Below are 12755 nucleotides of genomic sequence, written 5' to 3'. Positions count from 1 at the left end.
GTCACGTGACGGGGGAAAGACGCTTTTTCCTCGATGTCAGGCAGTCGGCCACCGGCGTTTCCTGGGAGCACCGGCTGACCGAGCGTCAGGACATGGCTGCGCTCGCCATCGCGCAAGGTTATGGCGTGCCCGACATCGTGGCACGCGTGCTGGCCGGGCGTGGCGTCACCGCCGAGCAGACCGAGCGGTTTCTCGATCCGACCATCCGCAACCTGCTGCCCGACCCGGCATCGCTGACCGACATGGACAAGGCCGCCTCTCGCATCGCCCAGGCGGTGATGGCCAGGGAAAAGGTGGCGATCTTTGGCGACTACGATGTCGACGGCGCCGCCTCATCGGCGCTGCTCAAGCGCTTTCTCGCACATTTCTCGGTGCCGTCGGAGATCTACATACCGGACCGCATCTTCGAGGGTTACGGCCCCAATCCGGAAGCGATGCGCGAACTCGTTTCGCGCGGCGCGACGCTGATCGTCACCGTCGATTGCGGGACCAATAGTGCTGCTTCCATCGACGCGGCGAAGGCCGTCGGCGCCGACGTCGTAGTGCTCGATCACCATCAGGTCGGCGGGCCGTTGCCGGCGGCGGCTGCGGTCGTCAACCCCAATCGCGAGGACGACCTTTCCGGACAAGGCCATCTTTGTGCGGCCGGCGTCGTCTTCCTTTGCCTGGTGCAGACCGCGAAGATTCTGCGCAGCCGCCTGCCGGATGCCGCACCGCCGGACCTGCTTGGCCTGCTCGATCTGGTGGCGCTTGGCACCGTCTGCGACGTGGTGCCGCTCACCGGCATCAACCGCGCCTTCGTTGTCAAGGGGCTGCAGGTGGCGCGGCAGCAGAGAAACGAAGGGCTGGCGGCACTGGCGCGCGTCTCGCGTATAGGCGAGCCGATCAGCACGTTCCATCTGGCCTTTCTGATCGGTCCGCGCATCAACGCCGGCGGGCGCATCGGCGACGCAGCACTTGGCAGCCGCCTGCTTGCAACCGACGACCCGGTCGAGGCCCGCACCATCGCCGAGACGCTGGATCGGCTCAACCAGGAGCGGCAGTCGATGGAGCAGGAGATGCTGGCCGCGGCGCGCTCAGAGGCCGACGCCGAGCTTGCCGGCGGCAATGGTCCGGCCATCGTGGTCACAGCCAGCAGCAACTGGCACCCGGGCATTGTCGGCCTGCTTGCCTCGCGGCTCAAGGACCATGCGCGCCGGCCCGCATTTGCCATCGCCTTCAACGCCAATGGTGTCGGTACCGGTTCAGGCCGTTCAGTGTCGGGCTTCGACCTCGGCCGGCTGGTGCGCGAGGCTGCCGATGCCGGACTTATCGTCAAGGGCGGCGGCCACGGAATGGCGGCCGGCATCACTGTCGAGCGGGCGAAGCTCGGCGAACTCAGGGCTTTCTTCGAAGAACGCGCGGCGGTGGATGTGTTCCGCCTGCAAGGCGAGGAGAGCCTGGCGATCGACGGCGCGCTAGCCGCCGAGGGCGCGACGCTTGGGCTGCTCGATGCGCTTGAGAGGGCAGGGCCGTTCGGCGCCGGGTATGTTGCGCCGGTGTTCGCGCTGCCGCGCCACCGGCTTGTCGATGCTCGGGCGGTCGGCAGCAACCACATCCGCGCCGACCTGCAGTCGGAAAGCGGCGGCCGCATCCAGGCGATCGCCTTTCGCGCGGTCGACACGGCTCTTGGCGAATTCCTGTTCAAGAACAGGGGCAAGCCGGTGCATGTAGCCGGCTCGCTGTCGGGCAACCACTGGAACGGCAACCGCACGGTGCAATTTCGTATCGTCGACGCGGCGCTTGCCTGAGAGCTCGCTGCCGCCCTGCCTAAGCGAGGACGGTCTGCAGCCGGGTCAGGTCGCCGATCTGCGCCATCGTTGCCTGGTAGCCGATACGGATCGCTTCGTCGGCGCGGTGGAATTCGGTCAGGCCGATATGGCTGAGCTTCGGCTGCAGCGATATGTCCGGCGGGTCGCCGGCCAGCCTGGCGCGCGAAATGCGGTCCTGGATGATGTTGAAGGCCTCGACCATGACGCCGGTAATGCCGAGCCGCGTCTCGCGCGACTGGCGTTCGGGATCGGCGTGGCCGGCCCTCGGCGCGTCTTTCTCGACGACCAACTCGCCGGCATTGTGCTTGATCACAGCGGCGCGGCCGAACAGATCGTAGTGAAGGTTCACCGCAACCACGAGCGGCTGCTCGTAGGCGCGGCAGACCGAGACCGGCACCGGATTGACCAGTGCGCCATCAACCAGCACGCGCCCATTGCAGGCGACCGGCTCGAACACGCCGGGCAGCGCGTAGGAGGCGCGCATGGCGGTACTCAACGAGCCGCTCGACAGCCAGATTTCATGGCCGGTACGGATTTCGGAAGCGACGCAGACGAACGGTTTTGGCAGGTCCTCAAAGCGGATGCCGGCTATGTGCTCGCGCAGCCGCGCATCGAGCTTCATGCCACCGAACAGGCCGCTGCCGCGTAGATTGAGGTCGAGAAGGCCAAAAATGCGCCGCCTGGTCAGGCTGCGCGCGAATTCTTCCAGCTCGTCAAGCTTGCCGGCAACATAGCAGCCGCCGACCAGCGCGCCGATCGAGGTGCCGGCGATCATCGACACTTCGATGCCGGCTTCGTCAAGCGCGCGCAGCACGCCGATATGCGCCCAGCCGCGCGCACAGCCGCCGCCCAATGCCAGCGAAATCCCTGTTTTGCCCGGAGATTTGGTTTCGGATGCGCCCGCGGCCGAGGAGAGGCCATTGGCCTCCCGAACGTCAGGTCTGTTGCGCAATGACGCCCAGTCGAGCATCACAATCTCCCTTGTCCCACGGTCATCCTATAGGCGGGCCGTATCGAAATCATGAATATACGTGGCTGAAGTGCTGCGAATGGTTCATATTGATGGTGTATTGGGCTTTCGATACGTTTTTTCCGCATCGAACAGCGGCTTGCTGCCGTCGCTGGCAAGCGTCCCTTTGCCATCGCTCAGCCCCACCGTCCGATAAAAGCATGAACGTCGGCCGGTGTGACAAGTTGCTTGGTGACCCAGCACTTTGACGCGCAACCATATCGCGTCCTGGTCACAATCCGTGAGCATCTCGACAACCTGCTGGACATTGCCCGAGGTTTCGCCCTTCTTCCACAGCGCGTTGCGCGAACGCGACCAGTAGTGCGCGATGCCGGTCTCGAGCGTCAGCGCCAGCGCCTCGGCATTCATGTGCGCGACCATCAGCAGCACGCCGTCTTCGGCATCGGTGACCACGACAGTGACGAGGCCGACAGCATCGAAGCGCGGTGAAAGGACCGCGCCTTCCTCGAGTGCCTTCTTGTCTGTTGGAGCTTTCGGGAATTCCAATGCCGACATTCGCCGGTCCTTATTTAACTAAGGTGGGGCGGGTCTGATCAGTTTCGCCGCCGCGCACCATGGTGACGAAGCGGACCTGCTCTTCGGGTGTATCCTTGAAGACGCCGGTGAAGGTCGAGGTCAGCGTGGTGGAGCCCTGCTTGCGAATACCGCGCATGGCCATGCACATATGCTCGGCCTCAAGCATAACGGCGACGCCGCGCGGATTGAGCACGTCCTGGATGACCCCGGCAATCTGCGCCGTCATCGCTTCCTGGGTCTGCAGGCGGTGAGCGAAGATGTCGACGACGCGGGCGATCTTGGATAGGCCGACGACCTTGCCGTCCGGCAGATAGCCGACATGCGCCTTGCCGATGATCGGCACCATGTGGTGCTCGCAATGCGAGTGGAACGTGATGTCCTTGACGATCACGAGGTCGTCATAGCCGGCGACTTCCTCGAAGGTGCGGCCAAGTTCCTCGGCTGGGCACATATCATAACCGTTGAACATTTCGCGGAACGCCTTGGTGACGCGCTTCGGTGTGTCGATCAGACCCTCGCGGTCAGGGTTGTCGCCGGTCCAGCGCAGCAAGGTGCGCACCGCGGCTTCGACTTCGGCCTCGCTTGGCCGGTCGGTGACCGGCTTTTCCATATAGGCCGACTGCGGCATGAGTTTCTTGATAACGGCGTCCATAAAGGCGTCTCCCGTAGTTCCTCTCTTAGGAGGAACGAGTTGAACGGACCACGACCTTTCGGGTGTTAGAAACTCGCCCGGTTTCCAGCCCGTAAGTGGCGTGAACAGATTTGGGCATGACGAGGTTTGTGGTCGCCTTGTCGATACCCGACTACTGCCATTATATATGTTCGTGCCGAGCGAAAGGAAGACGCCAGAGCGGCAATCGCTGTTCGCTGGGCGGCGACGGATTGGAAAAATATGATCGACGATGTCTACAATGCGGAAATTCTGGGTTTTGCCGGAAATATCGCACGGATCGGCCGGCTCGACCGGCCCGATGCAACCGCACGAGCACATTCCAAACTGTGTGGCTCGACGGTGACCGTCGATCTGAAGATGGATGACGGCGTCGTCAGCGATTTCGCGCATGACGTGAAAGCCTGTGCGCTTGGCCAGGCGTCGTCTTCGATCATGGCGCAGCATGTCGTCGGCGCCAGTGCAGAAGAATTGCGCAGCGTGCGCGAGACGATGCTGAAGATGCTGAAGGAAAATGGCCCGCCGCCCGAAGGCCGCTTCGCCGACCTGAAATACCTGGAGCCGGTGCGCGACTATAAGGCGCGCCACGCCTCGACCATGCTGACCTTCGACGCAGTGGTCGACGCGATCGGCCAGATCGAAAAGAAGCGGGCGGAAGAGGCAGCTTAAACCTTGGCGAGAAAACGCCGGCTTTCGGCGAATTCCGCCCGGACCCAGTCGGCAAAAGCCCTGGCTGGCTCGGAAAGGTCATTCAGCCTTCTGGCCACTAGCCAATAGGCGCCCGACGCGACGTCGATGTCGAAAGGCTTGATCAGCGCGCCGGACGCAAGTTCTTCGCCGATCTGCAAAAGATCGCCCAGCGCGACACCATGTCCAAGCAAGGCTGCCTGCTTCGAAAGCGAAGCATCGGCCAGCATCGGGCCGCGCGCAGGCACGGCATCAGCCGTCACGCCCGCCGCTTCGAACCAGCGCGCCCAAGCCTGACGGTTTTCTTCGTGCAGCAATGTATAGCGACCAAGGTCGATCGGCTTTTCCAGAGCTGGGCCGGATGCAAGAAGTGCCGGCGACAGGACTGGGGAATCGACGACCGCGGCAAGCTGTTCGGCTTCGCTGCGTGGCCATGAGGTGGCGTGCGCACTGAAACGCAGGGCAAGTTCGGGCTGATCGCTGCGAAACTCTATCAATCTCGGGTCGACCTCAAGGGAAACGTCGATGTCGGGTCGCAACTCGCGAAAGCGGTTGAGCCGCGGCACCAGCCATACGGATGCAAGTGATGGCTCGACGCTGACACGCACCACGGACTGCGTCGGGGCCGCCGTCAATTCCGAAAGCAGCCTGTCGATGCCCTCGAAACTTCTGACCAACTGGTCGAGCAGCCGCTGGCCGGTGTCGGTCAACTCGACGCGGCGATGATGGCGGAAGAACAAAGGTTGGCGCAGGAAGGTTTCGAGCTCGCGGATCTGTCGGCTGATCGCCGCCTGCGAAACATAAAGCTCCTCGGCCGCACGGCTGAAGCTCAGGTGACGACCGGCTGCTTCGAAGCTTCTGAGAGCCGTCAGGGGGAGGTGTCCGCGCTTCATTCGCATAACTCAGAGTTATCTGACGTGGACGTTATACTCGTTTGAAGAGCAAGGCCAGCGGCGCTCTAATCGGTGCTCAAGGAGTGCCGCCATGATCCAGTTTCTCAACATTCTGGGCGATGTGATGCGGATCGCGACGTTTCAATGGTACGACGAGAAACCGCATAGGGATTGGTGCGAGGAGAGGCCGCCGACCAGCGTCGCCGTATGCCGAAGGCCGACGCCCGACCGCTATCCGGTTCGCCCTACCAGGCCATGACGGGATTGCCGGAACGGCATTGCGTTCCTGGCCCGATGCGCACATCTATCGCGTAGGGAAACGCGATGTGGAGACTGCGGTGGTCGGCCAACATCGGCATGCGCACGGCGCCAGGCCGATTCGACAAGGACGCAACTGGTCCGGCCCGTGGCGCAAGACGCCGGGCCGCGTCTTCGGCACGTCGCTTGTCCGACTTTACCAGCTGACGCTGTCCGGCTTCGTCGGCAATTCCTGCCGGCATCTGCCGACCTGTTCCGAATACGCGTACGAAGCGATCGCCCGCCACGGGCTGTGGGCCGGCGGCTGGATGGGGTTTTTCCGGGTGCTGCGCTGCGGACCGTTCGGCACGCACGGCATCGACCGGGTGCCTGAGGCACTGGCTGATCGCTACCTCTGGTTCACGCCATGGCGGTACTGGCGGATCGGGAAAAAACGTGGCGACCTGGACAGTTGACCGCAACTGTGCGGTGCACAAAGGGATCGCTTTTTACGATCTGGTAGGGTTAACCGCAGCTTGCGCTGACATAGCGCATTTGAGACAAAATCGAGACAAGACACCTCGCTAAGCCGCTCCTGACACCCTTCAGGAGAGATTACCAAATGCGCCGGATAGATCGTCGTCCCTTCATTTTCGCCGTGGTTCTCTACGTCCTGGCGTGGCTGATGGGTTTTCCGATCCGTGCGCAATCGGCGCCGCTCGGGGACGTCGAATGCACGCTGATCGTCGACGCCGCAAGCGGCGAGACGCTGTATCGCCAAGGGACCTGTGATCAGCGCTTCAGCCCCGCCTCGACATTCAAGGTTCCGCTGGCGCTGATCGGCTATGATGCTGGAATCCTGAGCGACGAGCATACGCCAAGCTGGGAGTACAAGGCAGAGTTCAATGCCCCGAAACGGGACCGCAAGACCGTCGACCCGACGATCTGGGAAAGGGATTCGGTCCTTTGGTTCTCACGCGAGATTACGCGCCGGCTCGGCAGCAAACAGTTTGCCGGCTATGTGTCCAGATTGGACTATGGCAACACCGAAGTCTCCGGCACTGCCGGCAAGAATGACGGCCTCACCCATTCCTGGGTGAATTCTTCGCTCAAGATATCGCCGGTCGAGCAGGTCGATTTCCTGCGCAAGCTGCTGGCGCGAAAACTGCCGGTTTCGGACAAGGCCCATGCGATGACCAGCGCGATTGTCCCGACCTTCCGGGCAGGCGGCTGGACGGTGCAGGGCAAGACTGGAACGACCAGGCTCGGCGACAGCGCCGACAAGCGCTCGCTCGGCTGGTTTGTCGGCTGGGCGCAGACCGATACCCGCAAGATCGTCTTTGCCCGCCTGGTAGTCGATACGAAACATTCCGACACGCCAAAGGGGCTCAAGACGCGGGCGATGTTCCTGAAAGATATGCCGAATCTCCTCAGGTGACCTACATCCGGCTTTACGGCGCCGAAAACTGCCCATAAAAGACCGCTCGCCGCCGGACGCATCCGGCTCTTACTGATGCATGTCGTAGCCCCAAAACCGCTAAGCAGTCTTGGGCGACATGCATTTCACCACCCGCGCTCGTTTGCGGGACTGGATAGGAGAATCTTATGCTGAATTCCGTTTCCCTGACATTTCCCGATGGTTCCGTTCGCGATTACGACGCGGCGATGACCGGCGCCGGCCTGGCGGAATCGATCTCGAAGTCGCTGGCCAAGAAGGCCGTTGCCTATTCGATCGACGGCACGCTGCGCGATCTTTCCGACCGGATCGGCAAGTCCGGCAAGGTCGAGATCATCACCCGCGAGGACCCGCGTGCGCTGGAGCTCATCCGCCACGATGCAGCCCATGTGCTGGCCGAAGCCGTGCAGGAACTTTGGCCGGGAACGCAGGTGACCATCGGGCCGGTGATCGAAAACGGGTTCTACTACGATTTTGCCCGCAACGAGCCGTTCACGCCCGACGATTTCCCGGTGATCGAGAAGAAGATGCGCGAGATCATTGCGCGCAACAAGCCGTTCACCAAAGAGGTCTGGTCGCGCGAAAAGGCGAAAAGGATCTTTGCCGACAAGGGCGAGCGCTACAAGCTCGAGTTGATCGACGCCATCCCCGAGGATCAGGACCTCAAGATCTATGCACAGGGCGACTGGTTCGACCTCTGCCGTGGCCCGCATATGGCCGCGACCGGCCAGATCGGCAGCGCCTTCAAGCTGATGAAGGTCGCCGGCGCCTATTGGCGCGGCGATTCGAACAATCCGATGCTGACCCGCATCTACGGCACGGCCTGGGCCGACCAGGCGCAGCTCGAAGCCTATCAGACGATGCTGGACGAGGCGGAGAAGCGCGACCACAGGAAGCTCGGCCGTGAGATGGACCTGTTCCACTTCCAGGAGGAGGGCCCCGGGGTCGTGTTCTGGCACGCCAAGGGCTGGAGGATGTTCCAGAACCTGGTCAATTACATGCGTCGCCGCCTCGACGAGCAGGGCTATCAGGAGGTCAACGCGCCGCAGGTGCTCGACAAGAGCCTGTGGGAGACGTCAGGCCACTGGGGCTGGTACCGGGACAACATGTTCAAGGTGACGGTTGCTGGCGACGACACCGACGACGACCGGGTGTTTGCGCTGAAGCCGATGAACTGCCCCGGTCACGTCCAAATCTTCAAGCACGGGCTGAAATCCTACCGCGATCTGCCGGTAAAACTTGCGGAATTCGGCAATGTGCATCGCTATGAGCCGTCCGGCGCGCTGCACGGGCTGATGCGCGTGCGCGGCTTTACCCAGGACGATGCGCACATCTTCTGCACCGAGGAACAGCTCGCCGACGAGTGCATCAAGATCAACGATCTGATCCTGTCGACGTATGCCGATTTCGGCTTCGACGAAATCACCGTCAAGCTGGCGACCCGCCCCGAAAAACGGGTCGGCACCGACGCGATGTGGGATCATGCCGAGGGCGTGCTGCAGGACGTGCTCGACAAGATCGCGGCGCGGTCGGGCAACCGGATCAAGACGGGCGTCAATCCGGGTGAGGGCACGTTCTACGGGCCGAAGTTCGAATATGTGCTGAAGGACGCCATCGGCCGCGACTGGCAATGCGGCACCACGCAGGTTGATTTCAACTTGCCGGAACGGTTCGGCGCCTTCTACATCGGCTCGGATTCGGAAAAGAAGCAGCCGGTGATGGTGCATCGCGCCATCTGCGGCTCGATGGAGCGTTTTCTCGGCATCCTGATCGAGAATTATTCCGGCCATTTCCCGCTCTGGTTCGCGCCGCTGCAGGTGGTGGTGGCGACGATCACTTCCGATGCCGACGATTACGCCCAAAAGGTCGTTGCACAGCTGAAGGCGGCGGGGCTGATCGCCGAAGCCGATCTGCGCAACGAGAAGATCAACTACAAGGTCCGCGAGCATTCGCTGGCCAAGGTCCCGGTCATCCTCGTCTGTGGCAAGCGCGAGGCCGAGGAAGAAGCGGTCAATATCCGTCGTCTCGGTTCGCGCGACCAGGAATCGCTCGGCCTCGCAGCCGCCGTGAAGCTGCTTGCCGATGAGGCGGTGACACCCGACCGCAAGCGCCGCGCGGCCTGAACCAGCCGACCAGCAACGAATGGCGGTGGAGCGATCCACCGCCATTTTTATATTTTATATGCCTGTCACGCCGCGCGCCTATCTGGCAAATCGATCGACGTGCGCGTCGGCGACGCGCTGGCGCGACGCATGCGCAAGGCAGCTTAGAGGGGCGCGCCTCAGTCGGCGCCTTCCTCGGAATCGATGGCCGAAGCCTCGGTGGCCAGAACCTCGATGTCCTGGTTGTGCCCAGCCACCACCGTAAAATCCTTCTGGTAGATGCGGTCGCGGTTCTTGGCGATGATGGTGTAGTCGCCCTCGGCCAGCACCATCGAGGCAAAGGCGCCGACAGTTTCCTTGATCGGATCGCCGGATTCGTTGAGCAGGGACCAGGAGGTGTCGGCGATCGCCTCGCCGCCTGGTTCGCGCACCAGCTTCATGGTCATTTCGGCGGCACGGTGCTCGACGGTCGCTTCGGTCAGCTTGCCGGCCTCGACGCGGATGTCGGAGCGGATGACCGCGTTCACCGCGCCATAGGTCGACACGACGTGGTAGGTGCCGGCATTGAGCCGCACGACGCTGTTCGGCTCGACATCGGGTATGATCAGGGCGCGATCGCCATCGGCCGCGGCGTGGCTCTCATAGATCGAGAAGCGCAGCTTCTTCGGCGGTATGCGTACCCCGCCGGACAGCACGGCATCGAGCTTGAGGCCGCCGGCATCGAGCACGAGGCTCTCGCGCTTGGCTTCCTTGCCGACGGTGATGCGCTTGGTGGCGCCGGCCCGCCCGTAGGAGGCGTGGACCAGATACGAACCCGGCTCGAGCTGGAATATGGCGGTGCCGCCATGAGAGGAGGCGACCATCGGCAGCTTGCCGTCGCTGGCCGATTCGGGTTTGAAGACGCGCCAGACGATGCCGCGCGTGATGTCGGCGCCCTTGTCGGTCAATTGCGCCGACAGCGTGATCGCCCCGCTGCTGCCCAATGCCAGCGATGTCTCGCTTTTCGGAGGCGCATAGCCCGAAATTCCGGGAAGCTTCAGCTCGCCGAGGCCGTCCACATCCTGGGCGACGGCAAGCGAAACCGGCACCATCAACAGTGCGGCAGCGAGCCATATCAGGAAAAGACGCAATGTCCCCTCAAACATGCCTTGGGTTGAAGCCCAAGGCGGTGGCAATTTCAAGGCTTAAGAGTCCGGTCGGCTTCTGCTACAGGGCTCTTTGTCCGGCGCGCCGCGCCAATGCCCAAGCCGCCCGATGTCCCGATGGTGCGCTTCAGCTCAAATTCCAGGAGACTTGCGCCCATGGCGTCGCCGATCATCGATCTTCTGCTGACCCGAAATTCCGCGCCGATCCCGGATTTGAAAGAACCGGCACCGGGCGATGCGGAGATCGCGACGATGATCGCCGCCGCCTCGCGGGTGCCGGACCATGGCCGGCTGGAGCCTTGGCGTTTCATCCTCTATCGCGGCGAGGCCCGTATCGAGATCGGCAAGAAGCTGGCAGAACTTGCCGAACAGCGCGAAGGGCCGCTGCCGGAAGGCCGGCGCAACCAGGAATTGGCGCGCTTTTCGCGGGCACCGCTGGTCATCGGCGTGATTTCTATCCCTAGGGAAAATCCAAAGATCCCGCAATGGGAGATGTTCCTGTCCGGCGGCATGGCGGCGATGAACCTGATGCTTGCCGCCAATGCGCTGGGCTACGGCACCAACATGATCAGCAACTGGTATTCCGACGTGCCCGAGGGCAGGGCGATCCTCGGCCTGGCGCCGCATGAGCGGGTCGTCGGCTTCGTCCATATCGGCTCCTACCAGGGGCCAGCACCGGAACGACCGCGGCCCGATCCGGCAAAGCTCTATGCCGACTATTCAGGGCCGTGGGTGGGATAATTTCGGCGCGGAACAGACCCCCTAAGGATCAAGCTCCGATGCCTTGGCTCGCGCCAGGAGCCGCTCTGCGAGCTTGAGATGCGGCCGGTCGTACATCTTGCCATCCATGCCAACGACGCCGGGATTTCCTGCCGCCTCGAACGCCTCGACGATCGCCAGGGCGCTTTTCACCGCTTGCGCCGAAGGCGTGAAGGCGGCGTTGATGACCGGTACCTGCGCCGGATGGATCGCCATCTTGCCGGTGAAACCGTCGCGCTCGGCCTCGGCGCATTCGGCCTCGAAGCCGGCCATGTCGCGAAAATCCGGAAAGACGGTGTCGATTGCCGCGACTTCCGCGGCACTTGCGGCAAGCATGGTCATGGTGCGGGCGAGGCGGAACACATCCGTGTAGCGGCCATTCGCGTCGCGCGTCGCGCGCGCGCCAATCGCCGCCGACAGATCTTCCGCCCCCCAGGTGACGCCGACAAGCCGCGCGCTTGCACGGGCGTAGGTCGCTGCGGCCAAGACGCCTGCGGCCGTTTCGGTGATGATCGGCAGGATCCTTATCGCGCCATCCGGCAGGCCGCCTTCGGCTTCGTGCACCCTGAGCTTGGCCGAGAGATGCTGGACATCCAGTCCGCTGTTCGACTTAGGCAGCATGATGCCGTCTGGTTTCACCGGCACGAGCGCCGCCAGATCGTCGTCGGTCAGTCCGGTCGAAAGATCGTTGACGCGCACATAGATCGCGGAGCTGGTCCGGTGCCTGTGCTCGGCGATAAAACGCGCCGCTGTGTCGCGCGCCAACCCCTTGTTCTGCGCGGCAATCGAATCCTCGAGGTCGACGATGACCACGTCGGCGCCTACGCCAAAGCCCTTCTCCAGCTTCTTTTCCGAATCGCCAGGAACGAAGAGCAGAGAACGCATCGGCTATGCCTTTTTCATCATCATGGCTTGCCTCGTGCATTTGGCAACCAGCACATCGTTCTGGTTATAGGCGCGGTGCTCGAACTCGACGATACCGCGGTCCGGTTTCGACCTGGAATCGCGCACCGAAACCACCGTGGTCTCGACGCGAATGGTGTCGCCGTGGAAGACGGGGTGCGGAAACACTGTCTCCTTCATGCCGAGATTGGCGATGGTGGTGCCGACGGTGATGTCATTGACCGAGATGCCGATCATCAGGCCAAGCGTGAACAGCGAATTGACCAGCGGCTTGCCCCATTCGCTCTTCGCCGCGAAGTCGAAGTCGATGTGCAGCGGCTGCGGGTTCAGCGTCATCACCGAAAACAGCATATTGTCGCTTTCGGTCACGGTCTTGCGCAGCGTGTGCTTGAACACATGGCCGAGAACGAACTCCTCAAGGTAAAGTCCGGCCATTGTCGATCTCCTCCGCTGCTTAAGGGTTGATAGGCGTTGCATACCGGGCTCGCAAGCCAGTTAACGAACATGGTGAACCGTTCGTAAACCATTTGTGCCTACGGTCTCCGC

14 protein-coding genes are annotated in these 12755 nt (G+C 62.7%); 7 read left to right on the top strand and 7 right to left on the bottom strand.

The features are described from left to right. The first annotated feature begins 5 nt into the window (after positions 1–5). Positions 6–1790, top strand: coding sequence for a single-stranded-DNA-specific exonuclease RecJ (gene recJ, locus NKI24_RS09090; RefSeq protein WP_352744606.1), 1785 nt, complete (start codon positions 6–8; stop codon positions 1788–1790). Positions 1791–1809: 19 nt separating this feature from the next. On the opposite strand, the gene NKI24_RS09085 is transcribed toward recJ, so the two are convergent. From NKI24_RS09085 to folE, 3 genes are all read right to left on the bottom strand, one after another. After that, complete coding sequence (locus tag NKI24_RS09085) at positions 1810–2781, bottom strand: patatin family protein (protein ID WP_352704306.1); 972 nt, start codon at positions 2779–2781, stop codon at positions 1810–1812. A gap of 84 nt (positions 2782–2865) precedes the next feature. Next, positions 2866–3336, bottom strand: a complete 471-nt coding sequence (gene hisI / locus NKI24_RS09080) for a phosphoribosyl-AMP cyclohydrolase (protein ID WP_352744604.1) — start codon at positions 3334–3336, stop codon at positions 2866–2868. 10 nt (positions 3337–3346) lie between these two features. Beyond that, positions 3347–4009: a GTP cyclohydrolase I FolE gene (gene folE, locus NKI24_RS09075; RefSeq protein ID WP_352451356.1), complete on the bottom strand. Its 663-nt coding sequence runs from the start codon at positions 4007–4009 to the stop codon at positions 3347–3349. 240 nt (positions 4010–4249) lie between these two features. Between folE and NKI24_RS09070 the strand changes: the two genes are divergently transcribed. Beyond that, positions 4250–4696, top strand: coding sequence for an iron-sulfur cluster assembly scaffold protein (locus NKI24_RS09070; RefSeq protein WP_352451355.1), 447 nt, complete (start codon positions 4250–4252; stop codon positions 4694–4696). Here the strand turns inward: NKI24_RS09070 and NKI24_RS09065 are convergent. Next, positions 4693–5607, bottom strand: a complete 915-nt coding sequence (locus NKI24_RS09065) for a LysR substrate-binding domain-containing protein (protein ID WP_352500847.1) — start codon at positions 5605–5607, stop codon at positions 4693–4695. The two genes, NKI24_RS09070 and NKI24_RS09065, sit on opposite strands and share 4 nt — an antisense overlap. A 91-nt stretch (positions 5608–5698) precedes the next feature. Between NKI24_RS09065 and NKI24_RS09060 the strand changes: the two genes are divergently transcribed. The 4 genes from NKI24_RS09060 to thrS all read left to right on the top strand — a co-directional run bounded on the left by NKI24_RS09060 (position 5699) and on the right by thrS (position 9423). Next, entirely contained in the window at positions 5699–5866 is a 168-nt protein-coding gene (locus NKI24_RS09060) for a hypothetical protein (RefSeq protein WP_352473909.1), read from the top strand. Positions 5867–5945: 79 nt separating this feature from the next. After that, positions 5946–6320, top strand: coding sequence for a membrane protein insertion efficiency factor YidD (gene yidD, locus NKI24_RS09055; protein WP_352451412.1), 375 nt, complete (start codon positions 5946–5948; stop codon positions 6318–6320). A 146-nt stretch (positions 6321–6466) separates the two neighbouring features. After that, on the top strand, positions 6467–7282 hold the full coding sequence (gene blaOXA, locus NKI24_RS09050) for a class D beta-lactamase (RefSeq protein ID WP_352451353.1): 816 nt from the start codon (positions 6467–6469) through the stop codon (positions 7280–7282). Between the two features lie 167 nt (positions 7283–7449). Further along, positions 7450–9423 (top strand): threonine--tRNA ligase, encoded by a 1974-nt coding sequence (gene thrS / locus NKI24_RS09045; RefSeq protein ID WP_352451352.1) that lies wholly within the window; start codon positions 7450–7452, stop codon positions 9421–9423. 158 nt (positions 9424–9581) lie between these two features. On the opposite strand, the gene NKI24_RS09040 is transcribed toward thrS, so the two are convergent. Next, positions 9582–10547, bottom strand: a complete 966-nt coding sequence (locus NKI24_RS09040) for an RgsD C-terminal domain-containing protein (protein ID WP_352704586.1) — start codon at positions 10545–10547, stop codon at positions 9582–9584. Positions 10548–10703: 156 nt separating this feature from the next. On the opposite strand from NKI24_RS09040, the gene NKI24_RS09035 reads away from it, so the two are divergent. After that, positions 10704–11288, top strand: coding sequence for a nitroreductase family protein (locus NKI24_RS09035; RefSeq protein ID WP_352568828.1), 585 nt, complete (start codon positions 10704–10706; stop codon positions 11286–11288). A 21-nt stretch (positions 11289–11309) separates the two neighbouring features. Here NKI24_RS09035 and NKI24_RS09030 read toward each other — a convergent pair whose 3' ends face one another. Next, positions 11310–12191: an HpcH/HpaI aldolase/citrate lyase family protein gene (locus NKI24_RS09030; protein ID WP_352451350.1), complete on the bottom strand. Its 882-nt coding sequence runs from the start codon at positions 12189–12191 to the stop codon at positions 11310–11312. A 3-nt stretch (positions 12192–12194) separates the two neighbouring features. After that, complete coding sequence (locus NKI24_RS09025; RefSeq protein ID WP_502894930.1) at positions 12195–12686, bottom strand: MaoC family dehydratase; 492 nt, start codon at positions 12684–12686, stop codon at positions 12195–12197. Positions 12687–12755: the final 69 nt, after the last annotated feature.

The sequence above is a fragment of the Mesorhizobium sp. M0701 genome, from assembly GCF_040320365.1.
Classification (GTDB): Bacteria; Pseudomonadota; Alphaproteobacteria; order Rhizobiales; family Rhizobiaceae; genus Mesorhizobium.
The sequence above is the reverse complement of the archived record's forward strand: the minus strand, read 5'-3'. Positions and strand labels throughout refer to the sequence as shown.

What these genes read in the sequence shown, in the direction of transcription:
- NKI24_RS09085 (WP_352704306.1), bottom strand. Translation starts at nt 2,781, where the DNA reads ATGCTCGACTGGGCGTCATTGCGCAACAGACCTGACGTTCGGGAGGCC.
- hisI (WP_352744604.1), bottom strand. Translation starts at nt 3,336, where the DNA reads ATGTCGGCATTGGAATTCCCGAAAGCTCCAACAGACAAGAAGGCACTC.
- folE (WP_352451356.1), bottom strand. Translation starts at nt 4,009, where the DNA reads ATGGACGCCGTTATCAAGAAACTCATGCCGCAGTCGGCCTATATGGAA.
- NKI24_RS09070 (WP_352451355.1), top strand. Translation starts at nt 4,250, where the DNA reads ATGATCGACGATGTCTACAATGCGGAAATTCTGGGTTTTGCCGGAAAT.
- NKI24_RS09065 (WP_352500847.1), bottom strand. Translation starts at nt 5,607, where the DNA reads ATGAAGCGCGGACACCTCCCCCTGACGGCTCTCAGAAGCTTCGAAGCA.
- NKI24_RS09060 (WP_352473909.1), top strand. Translation starts at nt 5,699, where the DNA reads ATGATCCAGTTTCTCAACATTCTGGGCGATGTGATGCGGATCGCGACG.
- blaOXA (WP_352451353.1), top strand. Translation starts at nt 6,467, where the DNA reads ATGCGCCGGATAGATCGTCGTCCCTTCATTTTCGCCGTGGTTCTCTAC.
- thrS (WP_352451352.1), top strand. Translation starts at nt 7,450, where the DNA reads ATGCTGAATTCCGTTTCCCTGACATTTCCCGATGGTTCCGTTCGCGAT.
- NKI24_RS09040 (WP_352704586.1), bottom strand. Translation starts at nt 10,547, where the DNA reads ATGTTTGAGGGGACATTGCGTCTTTTCCTGATATGGCTCGCTGCCGCA.
- NKI24_RS09035 (WP_352568828.1), top strand. Translation starts at nt 10,704, where the DNA reads ATGGCGTCGCCGATCATCGATCTTCTGCTGACCCGAAATTCCGCGCCG.
- NKI24_RS09030 (WP_352451350.1), bottom strand. Translation starts at nt 12,191, where the DNA reads ATGCGTTCTCTGCTCTTCGTTCCTGGCGATTCGGAAAAGAAGCTGGAG.
- NKI24_RS09025 (WP_502894930.1), bottom strand. Translation starts at nt 12,686, where the DNA reads ATGCAACGCCTATCAACCCTTAAGCAGCGGAGGAGATCGACAATGGCC.